Source organism: Methyloversatilis sp. (assembly GCF_030698125.1).
Lineage (GTDB): Bacteria > Pseudomonadota > Gammaproteobacteria > Burkholderiales > Rhodocyclaceae > Methyloversatilis.
This window is the reverse complement of record NZ_JAUYNV010000058.1, coordinates 48,189-71,184: the sequence shown is the minus strand read 5'-3', so window position 1 is coordinate 71,184 and position 22,996 is coordinate 48,189. Positions and strand designations below refer to the sequence as shown.

General features: G+C 66.8%; 22 protein-coding genes. 6 read left to right on the top strand and 16 right to left on the bottom strand.

The features are described 5' to 3' along the window. Nucleotides 1-33: 33 nt before the first annotated feature. The 6 genes from ureC to Q8Q80_RS19390 all read right to left on the bottom strand — a co-directional run bounded on the left by ureC (nt 34) and on the right by Q8Q80_RS19390 (nt 4,087). The gene (gene ureC / locus Q8Q80_RS19415; protein WP_305634767.1) at nt 34-1,746 is read right to left on the bottom strand and encodes an urease subunit alpha; all 1,713 of its coding nucleotides are present in this window, start codon (nt 1,744-1,746) and stop codon (nt 34-36) included. An 18-nt stretch (nt 1,747-1,764) separates the two neighbouring features. Next, entirely contained in the window at nt 1,765-1,983 is a 219-nt protein-coding gene (locus Q8Q80_RS19410; protein ID WP_305634765.1) for a hypothetical protein, read from the bottom strand. Continuing rightward, nucleotides 1,980-2,306, bottom strand: coding sequence for an urease subunit beta (locus Q8Q80_RS19405; RefSeq protein ID WP_305634763.1), 327 nt, complete (start codon nt 2,304-2,306; stop codon nt 1,980-1,982). The genes Q8Q80_RS19410 and Q8Q80_RS19405 overlap by 4 nt, the downstream gene beginning before the upstream one ends. Before the next feature lie 291 nt (nt 2,307-2,597). Then, on the bottom strand, nt 2,598-2,876 hold the full coding sequence (locus tag Q8Q80_RS19400) for a hypothetical protein (RefSeq protein WP_305634761.1): 279 nt from the start codon (nt 2,874-2,876) through the stop codon (nt 2,598-2,600). A 9-nt stretch (nt 2,877-2,885) separates the two neighbouring features. Then, nucleotides 2,886-3,188 carry an urease subunit gamma gene (locus Q8Q80_RS19395; RefSeq protein ID WP_257079829.1) on the bottom strand — a complete coding sequence of 101 codons (303 nt, stop codon included), beginning with the start codon at nt 3,186-3,188 and terminating at the stop codon, nt 2,886-2,888. A 53-nt stretch (nt 3,189-3,241) separates the two neighbouring features. Beyond that, nucleotides 3,242-4,087 (bottom strand): urease accessory protein UreD, encoded by an 846-nt coding sequence (locus tag Q8Q80_RS19390; RefSeq protein WP_305634757.1) that lies wholly within the window; start codon nt 4,085-4,087, stop codon nt 3,242-3,244. A gap of 132 nt (nt 4,088-4,219) precedes the next feature. Between Q8Q80_RS19390 and Q8Q80_RS19385 the strand changes: the two genes are divergently transcribed. Beyond that, on the top strand, nt 4,220-5,050 hold the full coding sequence (locus Q8Q80_RS19385) for a serine protease (protein WP_305634755.1): 831 nt from the start codon (nt 4,220-4,222) through the stop codon (nt 5,048-5,050). Between the two features lie 239 nt (nt 5,051-5,289). On the opposite strand, the gene Q8Q80_RS19380 is transcribed toward Q8Q80_RS19385, so the two are convergent. Further along, nucleotides 5,290-6,417: an HD-GYP domain-containing protein gene (locus tag Q8Q80_RS19380; protein ID WP_305634753.1), complete on the bottom strand. Its 1,128-nt coding sequence runs from the start codon at nt 6,415-6,417 to the stop codon at nt 5,290-5,292. A 348-nt stretch (nt 6,418-6,765) separates the two neighbouring features. Between Q8Q80_RS19380 and Q8Q80_RS19375 the strand changes: the two genes are divergently transcribed. Then, complete coding sequence (locus Q8Q80_RS19375; RefSeq protein ID WP_305634751.1) at nt 6,766-7,176, top strand: hypothetical protein; 411 nt, start codon at nt 6,766-6,768, stop codon at nt 7,174-7,176. Between the two features lie 14 nt (nt 7,177-7,190). Here the strand turns inward: Q8Q80_RS19375 and Q8Q80_RS19370 are convergent, their stop codons facing one another. From Q8Q80_RS19370 to Q8Q80_RS19350, 5 genes are all read right to left on the bottom strand, one after another. Further along, nucleotides 7,191-8,318 (bottom strand): HD-GYP domain-containing protein, encoded by a 1,128-nt coding sequence (locus Q8Q80_RS19370; protein WP_305634749.1) that lies wholly within the window; start codon nt 8,316-8,318, stop codon nt 7,191-7,193. 96 nt (nt 8,319-8,414) lie between these two features. After that, the gene (locus Q8Q80_RS19365) at nt 8,415-8,981 is read right to left on the bottom strand and encodes a nucleotidyltransferase family protein (RefSeq protein WP_305634747.1); all 567 of its coding nucleotides are present in this window, start codon (nt 8,979-8,981) and stop codon (nt 8,415-8,417) included. 130 nt (nt 8,982-9,111) lie between these two features. Next, nucleotides 9,112-10,140, bottom strand: a complete 1,029-nt coding sequence (locus tag Q8Q80_RS19360; RefSeq protein ID WP_305634745.1) for an XdhC family protein — start codon at nt 10,138-10,140, stop codon at nt 9,112-9,114. 186 nt (nt 10,141-10,326) lie between these two features. Further along, on the bottom strand, nt 10,327-12,543 hold the full coding sequence (locus Q8Q80_RS19355) for a xanthine dehydrogenase family protein molybdopterin-binding subunit (RefSeq protein ID WP_305634743.1): 2,217 nt from the start codon (nt 12,541-12,543) through the stop codon (nt 10,327-10,329). A gap of 11 nt (nt 12,544-12,554) precedes the next feature. After that, nucleotides 12,555-13,013 carry a (2Fe-2S)-binding protein gene (locus Q8Q80_RS19350; RefSeq protein ID WP_069039085.1) on the bottom strand — a complete coding sequence of 153 codons (459 nt, stop codon included), beginning with the start codon at nt 13,011-13,013 and terminating at the stop codon, nt 12,555-12,557. A 134-nt stretch (nt 13,014-13,147) separates the two neighbouring features. Here Q8Q80_RS19350 and Q8Q80_RS19345 point away from each other — a divergent pair, with 134 nt between their 5' ends. Then, on the top strand, nt 13,148-14,062 hold the full coding sequence (locus tag Q8Q80_RS19345) for a LysR family transcriptional regulator (protein WP_305634738.1): 915 nt from the start codon (nt 13,148-13,150) through the stop codon (nt 14,060-14,062). Between the two features lie 37 nt (nt 14,063-14,099). Here the strand turns inward: Q8Q80_RS19345 and Q8Q80_RS19340 are convergent, their stop codons facing one another. From Q8Q80_RS19340 to Q8Q80_RS19330, 3 genes are read right to left on the bottom strand one after another with little or no spacing between them, the layout of a single operon-like run. Continuing rightward, nucleotides 14,100-15,806 (bottom strand): nitric oxide reductase activation protein NorD, encoded by a 1,707-nt coding sequence (locus Q8Q80_RS19340; RefSeq protein ID WP_305634736.1) that lies wholly within the window; start codon nt 15,804-15,806, stop codon nt 14,100-14,102. After that, on the bottom strand, nt 15,790-16,614 hold the full coding sequence (locus Q8Q80_RS19335; protein WP_305634734.1) for a CbbQ/NirQ/NorQ/GpvN family protein: 825 nt from the start codon (nt 16,612-16,614) through the stop codon (nt 15,790-15,792). The genes Q8Q80_RS19340 and Q8Q80_RS19335 overlap by 17 nt, the downstream gene beginning before the upstream one ends. Further along, on the bottom strand, nt 16,611-17,651 hold the full coding sequence (locus Q8Q80_RS19330) for an aliphatic amidase (RefSeq protein ID WP_371132794.1): 1,041 nt from the start codon (nt 17,649-17,651) through the stop codon (nt 16,611-16,613). Before Q8Q80_RS19330 ends, Q8Q80_RS19335 begins: the two co-directional genes overlap by 4 nt. Nucleotides 17,652-17,954: 303 nt before the next feature. On the opposite strand from Q8Q80_RS19330, the gene Q8Q80_RS19325 reads away from it, so the two are divergent. Together Q8Q80_RS19325 and Q8Q80_RS19320 are read left to right on the top strand one after the other, a co-directional pair. Continuing rightward, nucleotides 17,955-20,075, top strand: coding sequence for a type IV secretory system conjugative DNA transfer family protein (locus tag Q8Q80_RS19325; protein WP_305634730.1), 2,121 nt, complete (start codon nt 17,955-17,957; stop codon nt 20,073-20,075). 19 nt (nt 20,076-20,094) lie between these two features. Next, nucleotides 20,095-20,886, top strand: coding sequence for a hypothetical protein (locus tag Q8Q80_RS19320; RefSeq protein WP_305634728.1), 792 nt, complete (start codon nt 20,095-20,097; stop codon nt 20,884-20,886). Nucleotides 20,887-20,908: 22 nt separating this feature from the next. On the opposite strand, the gene Q8Q80_RS19315 is transcribed toward Q8Q80_RS19320, so the two are convergent. Next, nucleotides 20,909-21,685 (bottom strand): helix-turn-helix domain-containing protein, encoded by a 777-nt coding sequence (locus tag Q8Q80_RS19315; protein ID WP_305634726.1) that lies wholly within the window; start codon nt 21,683-21,685, stop codon nt 20,909-20,911. 103 nt (nt 21,686-21,788) lie between these two features. Between Q8Q80_RS19315 and Q8Q80_RS19310 the strand changes: the two genes are divergently transcribed. Further along, nucleotides 21,789-22,991 carry an MFS transporter gene (locus tag Q8Q80_RS19310; protein WP_305634724.1) on the top strand — a complete coding sequence of 401 codons (1,203 nt, stop codon included), beginning with the start codon at nt 21,789-21,791 and terminating at the stop codon, nt 22,989-22,991. The last annotated feature ends 5 nt before the right edge of the window (nt 22,992-22,996 follow it).

Here is a 22,996-nt window from a genome sequence, read left to right as displayed (position 1 = left end):
CAGATGTTAGCGCGACGAGCTTGCAGGCGGCATTCAGAACAGGAAATAGCGCTGCGCCATCGGCAGCACCTCGGCCGGCTCGCACACCAGCAGTTCGCCGTCGGCGCGCACGGCGTAGGTTTCCGGATCGACGTCGATCTGCGGCTGCCAGCTGTTGAGCACCATGTCGGACTTGCGGATCGTACGCGTGTTGCGCACCGGTTCGAGCCGTTTGGCGAGACCCAGTGCGGCCACGCGCGGGTTGTGCAGCGCCGCCTGCGACACGAAGGTGAGCGAGGTGCGCAGGCCGCCCCCGAAGCTGCCGAACATCGGCCGGTAGTGCACCGGCTGCGGCGTGGGGATCGAGGCGTTCGGGTCGCCCATCGCGGCCGCGGCAATCATGCCGCCCTTCAGGATCAGACTGGGCTTGACGCCGAAGAAGGCCGGCTTCCACAGCACCAGATCGGCCAGCTTGCCGGTTTCGATCGAGCCGACGATGTGGCCGATGCCGTGCGTGATGGCCGGGTTGATCGTGTACTTCGCGATGTAGCGACGCACGCGGAAATTGTCGGCCGCTGGCGACGTGCCGGACGCATCGCTCAAGGTGCCGCGCTGCAGCTTCATCTTGTGCGCGGTCTGCCAGGTACGGATGATCACTTCGCCGACCCGGCCCATGGCCTGCGAGTCGGACGACATCATCGAGAAGGCGCCGAGGTCATGCAGGATGTCTTCGGCGGCGATCGTTTCGCGCCGGATGCGGCTTTCGGCGAAGGCCACGTCTTCGGCGATGGCGGCGTCGAGGTGGTGGCACACCATCAGCATATCGAGATGCTCGTCGATGGTGTTGACCGTATAGGGCATCGTCGGGTTGGTCGATGACGGCAGCACGTTCGGCATCGACGCCGCGCGCAGGATGTCCGGCGCGTGACCACCGCCCGCGCCTTCGGTGTGGAAGGTGTGGATGGTGCGGTCCTTGAACGCGGCGATGGTGGTTTCGACGAAGCCGGATTCGTTCAGCGTGTCGGTATGGATGGCGACCTGCACATCCATGTCTTCGGCCACCGACAGGCAATTGTCGATGGCGGCCGGCGTGGTGCCCCAGTCCTCGTGCAGCTTCAGTCCGATCACGCCCGCTTCAACCTGTTCGCGCAGCGGGCCGGGCAACGAGGCATTGCCCTTGCCGAGAAAGCCGAGGTTCATCGGAAACGCTTCGGCCGCGGCCAGCATCGAGTGGATGTGCCACGGACCGGGCGTGCACGTGGTGGCATAGGTGCCGGTGGCCGGTCCGGTGCCGCCGCCCAGCATCGTCGTGACGCCGGACATCAGCGCCTCCTCGATCTGCTGCGGGCAGATGAAGTGGATGTGGCTGTCGATGCCGCCAGCGGTGACGATCATGCCTTCGCCGGCGATGATTTCGGTGCCCGGGCCGATGACGATGCCGACACCGGGCTGGATGTCCGGATTGCCGGCCTTGCCGATGGCGGCGATGAAGCCGTTCTTCAGGCCGATGTCGGCCTTGACGATGCCCCAGTGGTCGACGATCAGCGCGTTGGTGATGACGGTATCCATCACGTCGGCGCTCAGGCGCTGGCTCTGGCCCATGCCGTCGCGGATCACCTTGCCGCCGCCGAACTTCACCTCTTCGCCGTAGATCGTGTAGTCGCGTTCGACCTCGATCCACAGTCCGGTGTCGGCCAGCCGGACGCGGTCGCCGGTGGTCGGGCCGAACATTTCCGCATAGGCCTGCCGGCTGATCCGTGTGCTCATCGGAACGCGATCACCGGCTCACTGCTTGCCGAACATGCGGCGCGCTGCGCGGGCACGCCGGCGCATCACCACTGCACCCACGCCGCCGAGGATGGCCGCGGCGGCGATCATCGCGACATGGTCGGGCTGGCTGACCAGATGCATCAGGTTTGCCACAAGACTACCGTGGTGGTCACCCATGTCTGCCGAGGCTGCATTGCTCCACAGCGCCACAAGCGCCACTGTCGTTCTGGTCATGTCCTGTCTCCAAGGGGGTCAAGCGGGCCCTGAACGCGGCCCTGAAATCCGAAAACCCGGCGGTCGCCGGCCAGTGCGACCAGCTGCACGGTGCGCAGCTGGCCAGGTTCGAAACGCACCGCGGTACCGGCTGCGATGTCCAGCCGGAAACCACGCGCCGCGGCCCGGTCGAAATCGAGCCCGTCGTTGGTTTCGGCAAAGTGGTAGTGCGAACCGACCTGTACCGGCCGGTCGCCGGTGTTGCGCACGTCGAGCGTGATCATCGCGCGGCCGGCGTTGAGTTCGATGTCGCCGTCGGCGACCTGCATCTGTCCGGGAATCATGTGTTGTTCCTGACTGGCTTCATATCTGTCGTGCGGTTGTGCAGGTGGGGATGTTGGGCATCGCTGCGCTCACCCCAACCTGCGGATGCTGGCGAGAATCTTCTGTCGTTTCACGTTTGGCTTCATTCCGGATTTCCGGGTGGGATGTTGGGCATCGCTGCGCTCACCCCAACCTACGGGTTCTCGCCTTACGCGACGGGTTTCGTAGGTTGGGGTGAGCGCAGCGATGCCCAACAACGACGGCGTGCCGGCCGCGACACCCGGCGACGCAAGGCTTGCGCATCCGTCGCCTCACCCCGAGCGCGCACCAAAACGGTAATCACGCACGGGCTTGGTGCCTGCTTCGCCCTCTGCGCTGTCCTGCTTCTTCGACAGCAGATCACGCACCAGCAGCAGGTTCACCAGCAATTCTTCGTCGTCGGTCAATTCTTCGATCTCGGACAGGGTCCGGGTGCGGTAATCGAGGTCGACCCGCAGCGCGTCGAGATTGACCGACACGCCGAGCGTGCGCCGCACGCTGAGCTTGAAGCGCGCAAGACGACGGGCCAGCTCGACTTCCTCATCGCTCACCGAATCGCCTCACTGTATGGGTTGGTGGACGGTTACCAGCTTGGTGCCGTCGGGGAAGGTGGCTTCCACCTGTATGTCCGGAATCATTTCCGGCACACCTTCCATGACGTCGTCACGGCCGAGCAGGGTGGTGCCGAAGCTCATCAGTTCGGCCACGCTGCGACCGTCGCGCGCGCCTTCCATGATGGCGGCGGTGATCAACGCCACCGCTTCCGGGTAGTTCAGCTTCAGACCGCGCGCACGCCGGCGTTCGGCGAGCAGGGCCGCGGTGAAGATGAGCAGCTTGTCTTTTTCGCGTGGCGTCAGTTCCATCGTTGTTCTTTTCTTCCGCTTTCAGGGGTGTCGAACTGCTTGTCCATCGACCATCAGGTCGCCCAGATCCGCGGCGGCTGTGCCGCCCGCCCGGTCATTGCCGGTCGCACCAGCGACCACAGATGCACGAACCATGCCCGGGCCGACTGGCTGCAGGCCCCGCGGTAACGCGCCACCAGCAGACCGGGCAAGCGGGTGACGCCGCCGTCGCCCCGGGCACAGGGCAGCGCGCGGCAGGCGGCCAGCAAGGCGTCATCGGCGTCGAAACCTGCGCACAGCAGCGTACCGAACACCGGCGCACCGGCCAGTCCGGCGGCCGACTGCAGCAGCGGCGAATCGCCATCCAGCCGCGCCTGTTCGAGCCACAGCGTCCTGCCGGCACGCGCGATGCGGGTGTCGAGCTTCAGTTCGCCGCGGGAAAAGCGCTCGCCGCTGGCCGTGCGGCCGAGGCAGTAGAGGTCCAGACCGATGAAGTGCGCGCCGGCATCCAGCTCGATGCGGCTGGCGATGTGCGCCCGCGCGCCGTCGAACACGATGGCTTCCTGCGGCAGCCATTCGACGCAGGCGCCGGCGCCGATGTGCATCGACAGACCGGACTGCGCAGCCGGCCCGGCGCTGCGATACCACTTGGTCGCGCCCGGTGTGGTGATCAGCGCATGCGCGCCGGCGGCGGCGGTGATATCCGCCTGCAGCGCGTCACCGCCTGCGATGCCGCCCGGCGGATGCAGCAGCAGGGTGTGGCAGACCGCGTCGCCTTCGGGATAGAGCGCCTTCTGCACGCGCAGCGGACCGACGTGTTCGCGCCGCGCGAGCACGCTGCGGCTGCCGGACAGGCGGTAGTCGAGCGCGATGCGGGCCTGCCAGCCGGCCGGGGCATGCGGCGGTAAGAGAGGTGCCATCGAAGCGGTCATCGGCGTTGCGTCCATCGGATGATGGTAAACGACTGTTCGTACCGAAGGCGGCAACGGAACCGTTGACCGATTGGCGACACCAAGCAGCGTGTTATCCGAACCTGACTTTCCGGGGGCTTCATGAAGCGATTGTCGGCAGCAATCTGTCTCAGCGCGCTGTGTGCTTCGGCCCCGGCCGATGACGCGACGGTGTCGAACGACGCCCTGTACGAGCGCGTGCCGGGCGCGGCCCGCACGGTGTTCCAGCTGTACGCGAAAAGCGCGCGCGGTACCTCGAGCGGATCGGCGGTCATGGTCGGCCCGGGTCTGCTGGCGACCAGCTGCCATGTGCTCGGCGAGGCGACGCACGGCGTCGTGGTGCAGACCGGCGAGGCACTGACCGTCGATCTGGTCGCGGCCGATTACCGGCGCGACCTGTGCATCCTCCAATCCGACCAGATCGGCACGCGCGCCGCGCCGCTGATTCCGTCCAGCCAGGTCAGCAAGCGCGACGTGGTGTTCAGCCTCGGCTTCACCGCCGGGCGCTTCGCTTACGACGTGGGCGAGGTGAAGCAGCTGTATGCGATGGATGGCAGCCGCGTGCTGCGCGGCAGCGCCGCCTTTGCCGCCGGCGCCTCCGGCGGCGGGCTGTTCGACCATGAGGGTCGGCTCATCGGCATCCTGACCTTCTACAAGCTCAGTCCGGACAAGAGCATGTTCTTTGCCATCCCGGCCGACTGGGTGCCCGAGGTTCTGGCGGCCGGCATCAAGCCTCGCCTGCCCGATCAGACGCCTTTCTGGGCCGAAGCGGATGCCACGCGCGCGCCTTTCCTGCAGGCGGTGCAGTTCGAACACGAAAGGCGCTGGGACGAGCTGGCGCGACACTGCCGCGGCTGGCTGATGGCGCAGCCGGATTCGGTCGAGGCGCGCGACATGCTCGAACTTGCGCGGGCACAGGGCGGTGGCGGCTGACCGTTCGTCGGCATCGACGCCACACATCACCGACCGGCTGCGCGATGACTGCGAACACCGGCTTTCTTGTCGGCCGGGCAGGGGTCATCGCCAGACCGGTGCCCGTACGAATGAGGTGTCACATTCGGGATGGCACATTCGGGGATGTCACATTCGATACATGGCTGCAGGAGCGTTACGGCGGCTGCCCGACCTGCGTGAGCCGGCCCGTGTGGAACCGGATCAGGGTCGCCGCCCGGTCAGGCGATCAGGCCGAATTTCTGCTGGATGTCCCTGACCTCGTCGCGGGCATTGACCAACGCGCTGACGCAGTGCGGATCGAGCTTGCCGGCGTCTTTCATGCGCACCAACTCGCCCAGCGCCTCGTCATTGCTCCACGGCCTCTTGTAAGGACGTTCCGACGTCAGCGCGTCGAAAATGTCGGCAATCGTGCCGATGCGCCCCTCCAGCGGCAAGGCATCACCCGCCAACCCGCGCGGATAGCCGCTGCCGTCCATGAACTCGTGGTGGCAATGCACGACGTTGCGCATCATCGACAGATAGCGCGTTTCCACCAGCCCTGCGTCTTTCATCACCTCATCCACCAGCTGAACGCCAAGCACCACGTGGCCCTGAACGTTCAGGCGTTCATCGTCGGTCAGCCGGCCGGGCTTGAGCAGGATGCTGTCGCTGATGCCCACCTTGCCGATGTCGTGCAGCTGGGAGAACAGATAGAGGTGTTCGATGTATTCGTCATCACAGCCGTAATGCTTCGCCACGCCGCGCGCGATCAGACGGCAGTAGCTCGACATGCGGTCGAGATGGCGGCCGGTTTCGATGTCGCGCAGATGGGTCAGACTGCGCGCCACCTTGACGATGGCCTGGACGGCGTGTGCCAGATTGACCACGTTGAGCACCGACATGCGGCACAGCTGGACATAAATCTGCAGGTCGGCCGTCAATCCGCCGTCGAACGCGCCGGGTACCCGTGAATCGAAGAATACGAAGCCGAGCAGCCCGCCGGACTGGTACATCGGCACCGTGTAGCTGCTGCGATAACCCTGGTCGATCAGCCAGCGCGTGTGCTCGGCGTGCGGGCCGGGCAGCTGCGCCAGATCGCTGATGACGCGGCTCGCGTGGCGCTGCGCCAGATCAGACAGCGATGGCATCTCATCGAGCGGCTGCTGGTAGAGCGACAGCGGATTCGGCACATCGCTGCTGTTGACATAGGTCTTCAGCAGGTCATGCCGACTGTCGTACAGCGCGACCGCGATGCGATGCACCGTCGAATGGCGTTGCAGCACGTGTTCGTGCAGCCACATCATCTCGTCAGACAACGATGAATCGACCCCTTCTTCGAGTCCTTCGGATGCAGTCTGTCGGGTCATCGAACACATGATCATGCTGGGCGGACTTATGAACATTTATAACGTGCGCTATCGAGGAAACTTTACCCCGCGTCGGGTGGCGCGCGGTCAATTCGCTTGAAGCACAAGTTACGCCAGCCCCGGAGCCGGCTTTGACGGGCAGCGCTGCCGGACACGATGGCGGCTCGATCCGCGTGCCGCAGATCCAGCGGATGTCTGATATCGCGCAACACGTCGGTGCTGCCGGCAGCAAACCGCGCCTGCCCGACCAGGCACCGTTCCGGGCCGAAGCCGGCGCCACCGCGCGCGCTGGGGCGGCGGATGAATGTTCGGTACCATCGCCACCTTGTCCAGCCGACGCGACGACCGATGACCCCGAAACTTCTGCCAGCCCTCGCGGCACTCGCCTGCATGACAGCCGCCCAGGCCGCACCCCCCGCCGTCGGCGATACCGTGAAGCTGCCGTTCGAGGGCATCGACGGCGTGCTCACCGTCAGGCTGCCGCTGTTTCCGCAGCCGGAAACCGGCAGCGAAACGATGCAGCAACGTCACAGCCTCACCCGGTCGATCCAGCAGATGCAGTCATCGGTCTGCGCCTACAACCGCGAACAGATCAGGGCGTTGCGTGGCCGTCAGGCCGACAAGGAAGCGTTCACGGTGCTCGATTTCCGCGAAACGCGATGGCCGCGCGAGCGCGGTGGTGCGATCAAGCGCTGGATGCAGGTGCGCAGCGTGGATCGACCCGCCTGCGAAGGCTGGATCGAGACGGGTCCGAACTAGCGTCGGCGCCCCCGTCAGGCGGTCAGGCCGAATTTCTGCTGGATGCCCGTCACGCTGCCACGCGAGCACGCGAGTGCCGACACGCAATGCGGATCAAGCTGGCCGGCGTCGGCCATGCGCTGCAGTTCGGTCAGCGCTTCGTCATTGCTGCACGGCGTGCGGTAGGGGCGTACCGACGTGAGCGCGTCGAATATGTCGGCGATCGCAACGATGCGCGCTTCCAGCGGCAGCGCATCGCCCGCCACCTGTTGCGGGTAGCCGCTGCCGTCCAGGAATTCGTGATGGCAGCGCACGATGTTGTTCAGCACCTCGAAATACGGCGTCGCCGTGATGCCGCCCTCCTCCATCATCGAATCGATCAACCAGGCGCCGAGCGTCACATGTTCCTGCATGGCGGCACGCTCTTCGACCGTCAGCGGCCCGGGCTTGAGCAGCACGCTGTCGGCGACGCCCACCTTGCCGACGTCGTGCAGCGGTGAAAACAGATACACGTGTTCGACGAATTCGTCGTCGCGCCCGAACTGCGGCGCGACGGCTTTCGCGATGAGGCGGCTGTAGCTCGACATGCGGTCGAGGTGACGACCGGTTTCGATGTCGCGCAGGTGCGCCCTTGCGCCCGCGTTCGTGGCGATCCCCGCGACCGCCTGCCACAGGTTGAACATGTTGAGCACCGACAGCCGGCACAGCTGCACGTACATCTGCAGTGCATGCAGCAAGGGGCTGTCGAAGAGGCCCGGTCTGCGCGAATCGAAGAACAGGAAGCCGAGCAGCTTCGCCGACTGGTAGAGCGGCACCGTATAGCTGCTGCGATAGCCATGCGACAGCAGCCACAACGTGTGCTCGCCATGCGGAGGCGGCAAGCGCGCCATGTCGTGAATGACCCGCGCGGAGTGGTTGTGCGCCAGATCGAACAGGGAAGGGACGTCGGCCAGGGGGCGCTCGTACAAGGCCAGTCGGTCCGGCACGTCGCCACTGTCGACATAGGTCTTCAGCATGTCGTGCCGGCTGTCATACAGCGCGATGGCGATGCGGTGCACCTGCGGATGATGATGGCGCACCCGTGCATGCAGCCAGCGCATCTGCTCGGTCAGCGATGTACCGGGATCAACGGCAGGGGCTTCGGACGAATCGGCGTTTGGCATCGCGCATACCTGACGAGACGAGTACGCGGATTATGAACCTTCGCAGGCTCGAGCGCGCCGGCGGCGACCGTATGCGGTCGTCACGCGCGGCCGCTGTCAGCGCGGAAGGTCGGCGGGCAGGTCGATGTCGCGCAGCACGTCGGCGGTGCCGGCGTCGATCAGCCGCAGGTCAGGGCCGCGCAGCAGGTCGCGGGCGCCGCGGTCGCCGTTGAGGACGGACAGTTGTGGCGCCCAGTGCGCGCCGAAGGCGACCGGATGGCCGCGTTGGCCGTCGAACGCGGCGGCGGCGATGCGGTTCGGGGTGTCGATGGCACTGGCCACGGCAAGGATGGCGGCGACGGGCACCCACGGCATGTCAGCCAGCGCAAGCAGCCAGCCTTCGGCCGTTGCCGTAGCGCGAACCGCATGTGCCAGCGCGCTGCCCATGCCGGCTTCGGCTTCACTGCTTTCGAGAATGTGACAGCCGGCCTCGCGCAGCTGCGCGGCCAGCTCGGTCTGACCGGGCCGGATCACCGCAAGACTGCCGGGCAGCGCCGCGCACAGCGTGCGCGCCGCCTGGGCGGCGACGGTCTGACCATCGGACAGACGCGCCAGCAGCTTGCTGGTCTGCCCGCTCGGGTCGAAGCGCCGGCCGTAGCCGGCGGCGAGCAGGATGCCCTGCATCAGCAGATGTTCCGCGTCCGACGGGCACGCCCAGACCGCGGCGCGTCAGCCAGCCAGACGCGCAGCGGAGGGGAGAGCGTCGCGACGGGCGGCCGGATACCGGGCCTGCGCGCGCCCATCGGAGCGGAACTCAGTAACGACCCGCCGCGCACGACGACAACGTGTCGGCGGCGATGTCGAGTGCGGACTTGGCGTCGCGCACGTTCAACAATGTGTCGGCGGCAGCGCCGTTCTTCATCGCCACCAGTTCGGCCGCGATCGACACCGCGATTTCGGCCGGCGTACGGCTGCCGATATACACACCGGCCGGACCGCGCAGACGGTCAAGCTGGGCGTCGCTGACGTCGAATTCCTTCAGTCGCTCGCGCCGCGCATCGTTGTTGCGACGCGAGCCAAGGGCGGCGACATAGAAGGCGGGCGTCTTCAGTGCCTCCATCAGCGCCAGGTCATCCAGCTTCGGATCGTGCGACAGCGCGATCACCGCCATGCGGGCATCCGGCTGCATCGCGATCACCAGATCGTCCGGCATGTCACGCGACAGCGTGCTGCCGGGCACGGCCCACTCGTCGCTGTATTCCTCGCGCGGATCGCACACGGTGACCGCGAAATCGAGCGACTGCGCAATGCGCGCCAGACTGGCCGACAGCTGGCCGGCGCCGATCAGCAGCAGCCGGTAACGCGGGCCGAACACGCTGATCAGCGTGTGGCCGTCGAAATGCAGCGCCTGGTCGGCGTGGCCGACGCCGAGCGTGGCGCGACCGCTGGCCAGATCGAGCCGGCGCGTCAGCAGTTCGCCGCGGCCCAGTCGGGTCAGCAGATCGTCGAGTTCAGCCGCGTCGGCCAGTGGCTCGAGCACCAGCTGCAGCGTACCGCCGCACGGCAGACCGAAACGGCGCGCCTCGTCGGCGCTGACGCCGTAGCTCACGACGTGCGCCGCGCTCGGCAGACCGTCGCGCCGCAGCCGGAAGATGAGGTCGTCCTCGATGCAGCCGCCGGACACCGAACCCACCGCACGGCCGTCGTCGCGCAGCGCCAGCAGTGCGCCGGGCGGGCGCGGCGACGAACCCCAGGTGCGCACCACGGTGGCCAGCATGACGCGGTGACCGGTGCGCAGCCAGTCGCGCGCGCGGGTCAGAACTTCGAGATCGAGACTGTCCATGGTTTATCGGTACCTTTCCTGGAGAGGGTGATGTTGGGCATCGCTGCGCTCACCCCAACCTACGAGTCCTGCGCGTTTCTGTGCGGGGTGATGTTGGGCATCGCTGCGCTCACCCCAACCTACGTGCCGGACCGTGCGAAGTGCAACGTAGGTTGGGGTGAGCGCAGCGATGCCCAACATGCCCGACTATGCCGTCTGCAACTGCTCGCCGATCGGCAGCGTGCGGATACGTTTGCCGGTTGCAGCATGCAATGCATTCACCAGCGCCGGCGCCAGCGGCGGCACACCCGGCTCGCCGACGCCGGTGGGCTTGGCGGCCGACTTCACGATGTGCACCTCGACCTTCGGCATTTCGTTGATGCGCAGCACCGGGTAGTCGTTGAAATTCGACTGTTCGACCACACCGTCCTTCAGCGTGATCGATCCGGTCAGCGCGGCAGCCAGCGCGTAGCCGATGCCACCTTCCATCTGCGCGGCGATCACGTCCGGATTGACCGCGATGCCGCAATCGACCGCGCACACCACGCGATCGACCTTGAATGTGCCGTCCTTCTGCACCGTCACCTCGACCACCTGGGCGACGAAGCTGGCGAACGATTCATGCACCGCCACACCGCGGCCGCGCTTCGCGCCGTCCTTCGATGGCGCCAGCGGCTTGTTCCAGCCGGCCTTCTCGGCCGCCAGCTTCAGCACGCCGGCATGGCGCGGATGCTTGTCCAGCAGCGCCATGCGGTAGGCGACCGGGTCCTTGCCGGCGACGCCGGCCAGTTCGTCGATGAACACTTCGGTCGCGAAACCGGTGTGGGTCGAACCGACCGAGCGCCACCACTGCACCGGCACCTTCACTTCGCTGTTGGTGGTGTGCAGGTCGACATTCAGGTTCGGAATGGCGTAGGGCAGCGTGGACGCGCCCTCGACCGACAGCATGTCGATGCCGTCCTTGACCAGCATGCCTTCGAACGGCGAACCGGCGGCGATCGACTGGCCGACGATGCGCTGCTGCCAGGCGACCGGCATGCCTTTCGCGTCGAGCGCGGCGCGCACCCGGTGCAGATAGATCGGCCGGTAGTAGCCGCCGCGCGTGTCGTCTTCGCGTGTCCACACCAGCTTGACCGGTGCCCGGCCATTGATGGCCTGCACGATCTGCGCGGTTTCGAGCAGGTAATCCGACTGCGGATTGGCACGCCGACCGAAGCTGCCGCCCGCGTACACCATGTTGAGCTTCACCTGCTCGAGCTTCAGGCCGAACATCTTCGCCAGCGCAAACTGGTCGCCGGTGTGCAGCTGTTCGCCGTTCCATACCTCGCAGCCGGTGGCGTCGAGCTTCATGACGCAGTTCAACGGCTCCATCGATGCATGGGCCAGGAAGGGGAAGGCGAATTCCGCCTCGATCACCTTGCCGGCCGCACCCAGCGCCGCTTCGGCATCGCCGTCCTTGCGCGCGGCCAGACCCGGCGTCTGCGCCAGTTCGCGGTAGCGGGCGACGATGGCGTCGCTGCTGCCACGGTAGGCGGCGGATTCGTCCCACTCGATCTTCAGCGCGTCGCGGCCTTTCTTCGCGCTCCAGAAATCCTTCGCCAGCACGGCCACGCCATTCGGAATGGTGACCACGTCGGTCACACCCGCGATGGCACGCGCCGCCTTGTCGTCGACCGACGCAACCTTGCCGCCGAAGCGCGGCGGGTGGGCGACCACGGCGGTCAGCATGCCGGGCAGCTTCACGTCCTGCGTGAAGATGGCGCGGCCGGTGGTCTTGGATACGCTGTCGACGCGCGGTGCCGAGCGACCGATCAGCGTGAAGTCCTTCGCGTCCTTCAGCTTCACTTCGGCCGGCACCGCCTGCCGGCCGGCCGCTTCCGCCAGTTCGCCGAAGCCGGCCTTCCTGCCGCTGGCCGCGTGCGACACGACGCCCGCCTTCACGCTGATCTGGCTGGCCGGCACCTTCCACTGCTCGGCGGCAGCGGCCACCAGCATGGCGCGCGCGGTGGCCCCGGCGCGGCGCATCTGTTCGAACGAATTGGCGATCGCGGTGCTGCCGCCGGTGCCCTGTGCCGGGCCCCAGAACAGGTTGTTGTAGCGTTTGGCATCCGCCGGCGCGCCTTCGACCTTCACCTTCGACCAGTCGGCGTCCAGCTCTTCGGCCACCAGCGTGGCCAGCCCGGTGTAGACGCCCTGACCCATTTCGAGGTGCTTGGACACGATGGTCACCATGCCGTCGGTGCCGATGCGGATGAAGGCGCTGGGCGAGAATTCGCCGTCGACCATGGTGCTGCCGGCCAGACCGGGACCTGCTGCAGGGGTGTCAGCCATGACCGGCGTGACGATGGCCAGCGCCAGACCGGCGCCGCCCTTCAGAAAACCGCGACGGGTCGTCTGGAATGCATTCTCTATCCTGAAGTTCATGGGTGCGCTCCTCAAGCCAGTGTCTTGGCGGCTTCGTGGATGGCCGCACGGATGCGGACATAGGTGGCGCAGCGACACACGTTGCCGCTCATCGCGGCGTCGATGTCGGCATCGCTGGGCTTGGGGTTGCTCGCCAGCAGCGCGGTGGCCGACATGATCTGACCCGACTGGCAGTAGCCGCACTGCACCACGTCCAGCTTCTGCCAGGCCGCCTGCACGGCGGCCCCGACCTTCGCTTCGCCGACCGCTTCGATGGTGGTGATCTTCTTGCCTGCAACGGCCGACAGCGGCGTGACACAGGAACGCGTGGGCTGTCCATCGACATGCACCGTACAGGCGCCGCACATGGCGATGCCGCAGCCGTACTTGGTGCCGGTCATGTCCAGGCCGTCACGCAGCGCCCACAGCAGCGGGGTGTCGTCGGGCAGGTCGACCGCGACGTCGCGGCCATTCAGGTTGATCTTTGCCATGGGAATCCTCCGGTAAAGGCAGCAGCAGCCGCAACGCTGCGCCGCAGACGCACGCGAATGACGCAGCGGTATGCAATGGACTGCACGGTATCCGCTTTGTTTTATTAGGTCGACTGGTTAATCTTGCAAGACCTATGAAGCCAGACTTAAAGATTGACGCTGCCATCCTGCCCGCGCTGACGGCCTTCGAATGCGTCGCACGGCATGCCAGTTTTTCGCGTGCGGCGGCTGAACTGGGCGTGTCGGCGTCGGCGCTTTCGCAGTCGGTGCGCGGGCTCGAACAACGCCTCGGCGTGCGCCTGCTCACCCGCACCACGCGCCGCGTCGCGCTGACCGAAGAGGGCGAACGGTTCTACGACGGCGTGCGCGTCGGACTGGACGAACTGGGCAGCGCGCTCGAACTGCTGGCGCAGTCGCGCGGCCAGGCCACCGGCACGGTGCGCATCAACATGCCGCGCGTCGCCTACGGCCTGCTGATCGCGCCGCATCTGGCCAGCTTCGCGGTGCACCACCCCGAAGTCGGGCTCGAATTCGCGCTCGACGACGGCCTGGCCGACATCGTCGCTGCGCGCTTCGATGCCGGCATGCGACTGGGCGAAAGCATCGAAGCCGACATGGTGGCGGTGCGCATCGGCGCCGCGCAACGCATGATCACCATCGCCGCGCCGGATTACCTCGCCCGGCGCCCGGCGCCGCGCACGCCCGAAGACCTCGCCGCGCATGAGTGCGTGCGCTACCGCTATCTGTCGAGCGGGCGTACCGCGCGCTGGGTGTTCCAGCGCGACGACCGCACGCTCGAAGTCGAGGTCGGCGGCCGCTTCATCGTCAATGACGCCGAGGCCGAAATCGACCTCGCCTGCCGCGGCTTCGGGCTGGCGCAATCACTCGAATCGCTGGTCGCCGCCGATCTGGCCGGTGGCCGCCTGGTGCGCGTGCTCGAACCGTTCGAAATGCCGCTGTCCGCCTTTCATCTCTATTTCCCCAGCCGCGCGCAGATGCCGGCGCGGCTGCGCGTGTTCATCGACCACTTCCAGACGGCCAATGGGTGAGGTTCAAGATTCAAGGTGCAAGGGGCAAGGGGCAAGGTCAGAACTTGCGGGTCGCATGTTGCATCTGGCGGATGAGGAGGTGCGGCAAGTGCCTGGCGCTGCCAAGCGGCAGGTAGGCGCCGGGCGGGAACACGCGGCGCAGCGCCGACGAGGCGCCTTCGGGGGCGCTGTGCAGGCAGGCGACCGAAATACCGGCGCGGCGCGCGTCGGCCAGCGCATGCGCAAGGTCTTCGGTCAGATAGCGCGGGTCGTGGATATCGACGTCGTGCGGTTCGCCATCGGTCAGCAGCAGGATGAGGCTGCGCGACCGTGCCGGCAGTTGTGCCGTGGCGTGGCGCAGTGCAGCGCCCATGCGGGTCGAGCCGGCGCTGACCAGACCGCCGGCGCGTGCCAGTACGGCGTCGTCGCAGGCCATTTCTTCGCGGTCTTTCACGCGCTGCACGCGTACGCGATGGCGCGTGTCCGATGCGAAGGCCTGAAGGGTGCAGCGATGGCCGGTCGCCTCCAGCGCCGCGGCAGCGAGCAGCGCGGCTTCGCACAGCGCCTCCAGCACCGTGCGGCCTGACGGCAGCACCGCAGCGGTAGAGGCGGAGGTGTCGAGCAGCAGCAACACGTCGAGCGCGTCGACCCGGGCCGCGCTGTCGCGATAGAGCCGGCGCTCCGGGTCGTGTCCGGCACGCAACGCGATGCCGGCGTCGATCAGTGCGCCGGTGTGCAGCAGGTCGCCGTCCTTGTTCCGGCCCTGCGTCGGTCGTCGATCCGATACGGCAGCCGCCTGCAGCAGGCGCACCGTGCGCGCGAGGTGACGTTCCAGTCCGGCGCGCAAGGCGGAAGCGTCCACCCGGGGCGCATGGGTTTCGATCACGGTGCACCAGTCGGGTCTGGCCCGGCCGATCAGGCGGTCCCATTCCGGATAGGTGGCGGTGCGCAGCGCAGCCTCGATCTGCAGCACGCTCGTCGCAGCGTCACCGGCGTCGCTGCCCGGTGTGCCTTGCGGCGGCGGCCGTTCAAAGGTCGTGTCGGCGTCGTCATCGCCCGACGCACCGTTGGCATCGGGCAGTTCCTGCTCCAGGGGGGTAGCCGACGGCGGCAGCGTGTCGTCACGCGTCCACAGATGGTGATTGTCGTCGCGGTAGGCGACGGGTTCGATCTGCCAGCCACCGGGGTTCAGGCGCAGCCGCATCTGGCCGACGTCGTTGCCGAGCCGCGACGCAGCCTCGCGCAGCTGTGCTGGAGTTTCGAGCGCCAACGCACCGTGCGGCGTGAAGAACAGGCCGCGCACCTTCGCCATCCAGGCGTGGCCATCTTCGTGCGACGGGTCGAAAAGACAGCGCGACAGCCGCGCCAGCAGCGCTTCGGCACCGTTGCCCCAGCTGGCATCGGCAACGTGGTGCGGCGCCCACAGCCGGCGCAGACCGGGCAGCGCCTGCATGGCCAGCCATTCGACCCGCGCGTCTTCGAGGATTTCGAGCAAGGCGCGCTGCACCGGCTTGAGCCGGGCGCGCTCGAACGGCTCGCCGCCGAAACTCAGATGCGCGGCCGCGTGCGCGGCGCGGGCGCGCTGCAGTGCTGCGTCGCCCGTGGCCGGCAGATGCAGCACCGGCCGGCTGCCTTCGATGCCCAGTATCGGGCGCGCCGCGTCATTGGCTGCCGGCAGCGCGGTCAGCCTGGGCGCGACATCCCACAGCGCGCGCAGGTAGAGCGACAGCGCGCGCGAACTTGCGCGGTCAGGCGAAGCAGGCATCGATGGCCGCGATCAGCGCCGCTGCGACCTCGCGGTCGTCGGTCAGCGGGCCGGCAACCGCCTGCCGGCAGGCAGAGCGCGCGGACAGGCCCTGCGCGATCAGCGCGCCGGCGTGGATCAGCATGCGCGTGCTGGCCCCTTCGTCCAGGCCGTCACCGGCCAGCCGGCGCGTGCGCTCGGCGAGCGCCACCAGCTGGCGCGCGGTGTCGGCCTCGACACCGCTCTCGTGCATGACGATGGCGCACTCGTGAGAGGCGTCCGGATAGCCGAATTCGAGCGCGGTGAAGCGCTGCCGGGTCGACGGCTTGAGCGTCTTGTGCAGGCCGTGGTAGCCCGGGTTGTACGACACGACCAGCCGGAAATCCGGGTGCGCGTGCAGCAGTTCGCCGGTCGCGGCCAGCGGCAGCTGGCGCCGTGCGTCGGTCAGCGGGTGGATGAGCACGGTGGTGTCGGCACGCGCCTCGACCACCTCGTCGAGATAGCAGATCGCGCCGAAGCGCACCGCGCGCGTCAGCGGGCCGTCCTGCCAGCGCGTGCCGGCGGCATCGAGCAGGAAGCGCCCGATCAGGTCGCCGGCCGTCAGATCTTCATGACACGCAACCGTGATCAGCGGCAGGCCGAGCTTCCACGCCATGTATTCGACGAAGCGCGTCTTGCCGCAGCCGGTCGGTCCTTTGAGCATGACCGGCAGGTGGCGCGCATGCGCCGCCTCGAAGGCGTCGACCTCGTCGCCGGCGGCCGCGTAGTACGGCTCGTCGGCGACGCGCCAGTCCGACAGAGGATCGGCCGGCGGCACCTCGGCCTTCACTTGTGACCGATCGTGGCCGGGTTGGGCAGCCCTTCGATCGGACATTCCTCGGTGCCGACGGTGTCGCGCGTGAACGCTTCGACCGCCTTGCGCGTGCCTTCCGGATCGTTGATCCACTTCGAGTAGAAGTCGTACGGGCAGGCCGCCACGCCCTTGTCGCCTTCGCGCGAATTGATCAGGCCGGTGTAGCCGCGGTGCAGCAGCTTGAACAGGTGATTCTCCGACTGGCCGTTCTTGCGGAAGTCGCGGATCAGGCTCTTGGACAGTGCGGCGTACTGCAGACCCATCTCTTCTTCGCCGCATTCGCCCAGCGTGCGGCCATCGAATCCGATGATGGCCGAGTGGCCGAAGTAGGAGTAAACGCCATCGAAGCCGGCCGCGTTCGATACCGCGACATAGACGTTGTTGGCGAAGGCCATCGCCTTCGAAATCATGATCTGCTGTTCCTTGGCCGGATACATGTAGCCCTGGCAGCGCACGATCAGTTCGGCGCCCTTCATCGCGCAGTCGCGCCAGATTTCCGGGTAATTGCCGTCGTCGCAGATGATCAGGCTGACCTTCAGACCCTTGGGGCCTTCGGACACATAGGTGCAGTCGCCCGGATACCAGCCTTCGATCGGCACCCAAGGCATGATCTTGCGGTACTTCTGCACCACCTCGCCCTGGTCGTTCATCAGGATGAGCGTGTTGTACGGCGCCTTGTTCGGATGTTCCTCGTGCTGCTCGCCGGTCAGCGAAAACACGCCCCACACCTTGGCCTTGCGGCAGGCTTCGGCAAAGATCGCCGTCTCGTCGCCGGGCACGGTGGTCGCCGTGTCATACATTTCCTTCGAGTCGTACATGATCCCGTGGGTGCTGTACTCCGGGAAGATGACGAGATCGAGGCCGGGCAGGCCGGCCTTCATGCCGATCAGCATTTCGCCGATCTTGCGTGCGTTGTCGAGCACTTCCGCCTTGGTGTGCAGGCGCGGCATCTTGTAGTTGACGACCGCGACGCCGACCGTGTCCTTGCTGCTCGAAATGTCTCCGTGGTGCATGAAATCCTCGCTGGCAGAATGGAAGTGACTGTCCATTGTGCAAACGCAGTGCCGCGCGCCAATACGTCGATTGACGTATCGGGCGGCGTGTCATGGTGCCTCGCGATCGGTCGGTCACGAGCCGCAAGCCTTGCGCCTGCGCGCCAGCGCCCGCAAACTCCCCCCGGGGCGGTCAGCCCCGTTCGACAGCTCGATACAAAAAAACTGGTGCATCCGCGCGCAGCAGAACGACGCGACGCCGGAACGGACAGGTCACCGTTTCCGGCCCGATGCGGATTGCCGATCAACCGGGAGTCAGTAGGCATGGAGTTCTTCTTCAGACTGTTCAGCATCGGTATCTTTCTGGCCGGATTTGCAGCGCTCGGTTTCTTCTGGCACCGCAGGAAGCTGGCGGGCGCCGACTCGGCCCGGGTGCCGGCGGACTTCGCCGCCTTCCTTCCGCAGTGGTTCAGGCTGCATTTCGTCGCGGTCATCGTGGGCATCATCGCGACCTGGGTGCTCGATGTCCTCGGAAGCGCCATCGTGCTCGGGATATGCGGCTGGCTGTGGTTCAAGCCGAAGGGCGCAGAGAAGGTGACCTTTTCGAAGGAAAAGGATCTGAAGAAGAAGGCCGACGAAGCGGCCGCGCAGTGGCTGCAGAGTCTCGGCCCGACCCATGCGGCGCGCGTGCCGGTGATCGATGCCTTGTTCACCGAACGGTCGCAGACGCTTGATGTGAGCCACTACTGCACCTGGCAGTACGCGGGCGAGAACAACCGCTGGATGGACGCCTACTACTGGACAACCGTCAGCCGCAGCCTTGCGGCGATGGACAACAAGGAACGCGAATTCCTGCGCATCGCCGAACTGCTCAACAGTTCGGCTGACGGCAAGGATCCGCTCTACCGTGGCTGGCGATTTGCGCTGGTGTGGTCGCAGGGCAAGGGGACCAGCGGCGCCTCGCAGTGGAATCTGGGCGACGCGATCGGCGAGACCAGGACACCGCGTCAGGCGCTTGACCATGCCGTCGAGCGGCTCCATTTTTCGGTCGACAACGTCATCACGAAAATCCTGAGCCATCTCGCCGAACTGAAGGGCAAGCCCGACCTGCCGGCGGGCATCCGCGAGCTCGTGCAGGACGCCAGCGACCAGCTGATCGGCGGTGGCAGCACCTGGCTGCGGCCGGCCGACATCGGCAAGACCGTATTCGCCGAGTCAGGCAGTTTTCCGCTGTACATCGGCTCGTTTGCCGACGGTACGCCGCTGACCTATTCGGGTGAAGGTTCGATGGTCACCATTGCGCCGCCGGGCTCGGGCAAGACGCAGTGCAATGTATTCCCGAATCTGCTTGCGTGGCCGGGACCGGCGGTGGTGCTCGACGTGTCGGGGGACATCTACGAGAACACCAGCAAGTGGCGCGCCGAGAACGTCGGCCCGGTATTCCGTTTCAATCCGCTCGAACCGGATCAGAGCCATCACTACAACCCGCTCGCCTTCGTGCGCAGCGCACCGGAATTCATCTGGGAAGATGCGCGCCTTCTGGCCGACATGATGATCGTGCCCAGCGGCGCCGCCGATCCGTTCTGGGAGAACGAGGCGCGCACCGTGCTGTGCGCCGCCATCGCCAACGTGTGCTACCAGAACCCGCCGGACAAGCGGCCGATGCATGCGGTACTCGACGTGATGTTCGGCGGCGAGGCCTGGGACACCATGATTCTCGAACTGAAGATCGCGGTGGACGTGCGTGTCATGATGCAGACCGCCACCGCGCTCGGCGAAATGCCGGAGAAAACCCGCTCCAGCGTGCTGCAGACGGCACGTTCCAGCCTCAACGCATGGACCGGCGAACGGGTGGCACGCATCACCGATCGCTCCGACTGGAGTCCGGAAGATCTGCGCAACGGCAGCAACCCGACCATCTACATCGTCGTGCCGCCCAATGCGGTCGAATCCTATCTGTCGCTGCTGCGCGTGTTCATCGGCCAGCACATCCGCATGCTGACCGGCGGCAAGGTGCCGGCGCGCGGTTCGGCGCCGATCCTGATCATGCTCGACGAGCTGCCGCGCCTGAAGGAAATGCCGCCGGTCGACGAGGCGCTCAACATCGGCCGCAAGTACGGCCTGCGGCTGTGGATGTTCGCGCAGAGCGTAGGGCAGTTGCGCAATGCCTACAAGAACGCCGACGGCATGCTGGGCAGCTGCGCGGTACGCATCTTCATGAACCCGACCGGCGCCGACGGTCTGGCCGAACGGCTGTCGGACGAGATCGGCTTCGTCGATGCGCTCGATGGTTCGCGCAAGAAGCTGGTCGAGGCGTCGGAACTGGCCGGCCCCAACTACCGCGAACAGCAGATCGTGCTCGGTCTGGCGGCGCGTCCGGCCAAGGTCAGCAAGGACTATGCGTGGCGCAACGAAGGCCTGAAGGCGCGCATGGGCAGCGTATGACGACCCGCGGGAGCACGCCATGAGTGACGGCATCGACTACCAGGCAGAACTGGCTCGGCTGAACGCCCGGCGCACCGAACTGCGCAACGAGTACATGGAAGCCATCCGGCAGCAGGACATGGCCAAGAGCCAGCCAGCAGCGCAGGGGCAGGTTCCGGCGGCACGCGCAATACCGCAGATCGACGCCGATCTGGCCGTGGTCGATCGGCAGATCGACCACGCGATGCGAGCACAGGAGCAGGCGATGGCCCTGGACCTGAAGCCCACGTCGGCGCCGGTCACGGAGCTTCTTCTGGAAGATGTGGACAAGGTCGCGCAGTTCGGCGATGTCGTGCTGGAAGGCGCGCTGAACGGCCCCGTGGGACAGCAGATCGTTCAGGCGGTCGAGCATGTCGAAATGCACATGAAGAACCGCGGCATGCTGGTCGATGCGCTGGCCGATTCGCACATCAACTCGAAGGAAACCGAACGGGAAAACGCCCTGCTCGACGAAGTGCGGCGTGTCGATCTCGATCCGCAGCTTGGCAAGACGCTGGAGGCCATAGACCAGACGTTCGCGCAGAAGAAGCAGGAACTCGACGGCAAGCTCGCCACGCTGCAGGAGAAGTTCGACGAGCGCCATGCCGACAAGAGCACCGACGAGAAGCTGGCCCTTCAGGCCAAGCTCGACAAGCAGTTCGAGGAATTGCGCGCACAGCTGGAAAAGGCGCAGGAGCAGGAACGCCAGCGCGCGCTTGAGGCTCAGGCACGGGAGCAGGCGGCGCGCGCGAATGCGGTGCGCGACACCCGTGACGACCCCTTCAGTCGCTGAACGATGACGGTCGGGCCGGCATTCAGCGTGACGCCGGACCGGCGGGCTCGTTCTTGAGCAGGCGCCGCATCATCGCCTGCAGTGCCTGCGTGCTGCGATAGCCGACGCGGCGCGCCACGTCCTTCGGCGCGCTGCCCTCCGCCTGCTTCATCAAGGTGTGCAGCAGCCGCAGGCGCCGCCGCCATTCACCGAAGCTGAGACCGGTTTCCGCCCTGAAGCGGCGCGTCAGCGTGCGCCGGCTCACGCCGACCTGCAGCCCCCAGGTGTCGATGTCGAAGCCGATGGCCGGGTCATTCACCAGCGCTTCGCACAGTTTGCGCAAGCGTGCATCGTCCGGCAGCGGCAGCGCGAACGGCGTGGCGGGCGCGCGGGCAATTTCCGACATGATCAGCGCGGCCAGATGCGGCCCTCGTCCGGCCGGGTCATACAGCACCGGTTCGTCGGCCAGCGCCTGCAGCGCGGCATCCAGCAGCGGCGACACGAGGATGACGCGGCACTGTTCGGCCACGGTGCGCACGCTGTCGTCGGGCACGAGATAGGCGGTACGCATGTCCACCTCGCCGTGCATGGCGATGTCGTGCGTCACGCCGCCGGCGATCATCAGGGCGTGCCCCGGTGGAATCACCCAGGTGCCGCGCGACGTTCTGGCGATCATCAGGCCGCTGATCGCGTACAGCAGTTGTGCCCGTACATGACTGTGCTGCCCGGTATGCGACAGCGACGGATACCGGCGTGCCATCACGGCCACTGCGTGCGGCACGTGCTGGAAGTCTGCCGGGTTGGTGGAGCGCATCAACATGGTCTGTCCAGGGTTGGCCCGATCGCGATGATTTTCGACCCGGACGCGCGAACGGGTCAACGTAGGCTGGAAATCCGCCCTCATCGAACGGAGCTCCCGCGCCATGAACCCCGCCACGCTGTCCCGCCGCACCGTCATCTTCGTCAATATCGCGCACGCGCTCGACCACTTCGTGCTGCTGATCTATCCGACTGCGGTACTCGCGATCGCGACCGAACTCGGGCTCGACTACGCCACGCTGATTGCGCTGGCCACCGGTGCGTTCGTCGCCTTCGGTCTTTTTGCGCTGCCATCGGGCTGGGCGGCGGAGCGGCTCGGCCGCCGCAACATGCTGGGCATCTTCTACCTCGGCTGCGCCGCAGCGTGCGCCGGCCTGTCGACGGCGACATCGCCCACCGCCTTCGCTGGCTGGCTGCTGCTGCTGGGCATCTTTTCCGCCATCTACCATCCGATCGGATCGGCCATGCTGGTCACTCACGCGAGCCGGCTCGGACGCGATCTCGGCTGGAACGGCGTGTGGGGCAATCTGGGGGCCGCCGCCGCTTCGGGCGTGACCGCGCTGATTGCGGTCACGCTGGGCTGGCGCCTTGCCTTCCTGCTGCCCGCCCTGGTGTGCGCTTTGGCCGGCGCAGCCTTCCTGTGGATGGTGCGCAGCGACGGCGTGCCCGGCAGCCGCAGCAGGAACGACGCCCCGGCCCTGCCGGTGCGCAGGCCCGGCCTGCTGATGATCCTGTTCGGGCTGGCGATTCTGGCCGGTGGCATCGCCTTCAACGTGACCACGATCGCGCTGCCCAAGATCATCGACGAGCGGCTCGGTCTGACACTGCCGCTGCTGCTGACCGGATCGCTCGCGACCGTGGTGTTCGTGTTCGGCGCGGCCACGCAGCTCGCGGTGGGTCGCCTGATCGACCGCATCAGCCTGCCCGCGATCTTCATCGGCATCGTGGCGCTGGCCCCGCTGGGACTGGGCATCGCCAGCGCGGGCGCCGGTTTCACGCTGCTGTTCGGGCTCACGCTGGCGATCGTGTCGATCTACGGCCAGGTGGTCATCACCGATGCCATGGTGGCGCGCTACGTGCCGCCCGCCTTGCGCACCCGCGCCTTCGCGATCCGGTACTTCCTCGGCTTCACGGTCAGCGGATTCGCGCTGCCGCTGATTGCGCTGCTGCATGGTCAGGGCGGCTTTTCGGTGGTGCTCGGCGCCACGGCGGTGGTCGGCGGCGTCATTTTCGTTTGCGCCATCCCGATCCTGATGTTTGCCCGCCAGCCCGGCGCGCTCGAACAGCCTCGTGGAGAGGCCGCCTGAATCGC